The sequence below is a fragment of the Acinetobacter tandoii genome, assembly GCF_008867985.1.
Taxonomy (GTDB): Bacteria; Pseudomonadota; Gammaproteobacteria; order Pseudomonadales; family Moraxellaceae; genus Acinetobacter; species Acinetobacter tandoii.
Genome location: NZ_VXLD01000035.1, coordinates 1 through 648 on the forward strand (window position 1 = coordinate 1; position 648 = coordinate 648).

The 648-nt window shown below is 52.2% G+C and carries 1 pseudogene; it reads left to right on the forward strand.

The annotated features are described in order from the left end of the window. A pseudogene (locus F4W09_RS17195) lies at window positions 1–648 on the forward strand (hypothetical protein); the annotation flags it as partial.

Genomic DNA, 648 nt, shown 5'->3' on the forward strand with positions numbered 1-648 from the left:
CCACTACAACAGTGCCTTGACGCCAGCCGATGGCATTGTGGATGGTTCAGCGGTCACAGTCATTGCGAATACTACCGATCGTAATGGTCAAGCTGTTGGTCCAGCGACCGACAGCATTGCTGCGCAAGGGGAAACTCATCAAGAAGATACAGGTCTTGATCTGGTGACGGGTGCTATCACCGTAGATATCGTAGAAAGCGGTGTGATCACGGGAACCACCACCGATGTTGCGCCAGGTAGCAACGTTGTATTGACCATCACTGGTAAAGATGCCAACGGCAATCCAGTAACCGTGAACAAAACCGTGACCACGGATGCATCAGGCCACTACAACAGTGCCTTGACGCCAGCCGATGGCATTGTGGATGGTTCAGCGGTCACAGTCATTGCGAATACTACCGATCGTAATGGTCAAGGTGTTGGTCCAGCGACCGACAGCATTGCTGCGCAAGGGGAAACTCATCAAGAAGATACAGGTCTTGATCTGGTGACGGGTGCAATTACCGTAGATATCGTAGAAAGCGGTGTGATCACGGGAACCACCACCGATGTTGCTCCAGGTAGCAACGTTGTGTTGACCATCAGCGGTAAAGATGCCAATGGCAATCCAGTAACCGTGAGCAAAACCGTGACCACGGATGCTTCAGG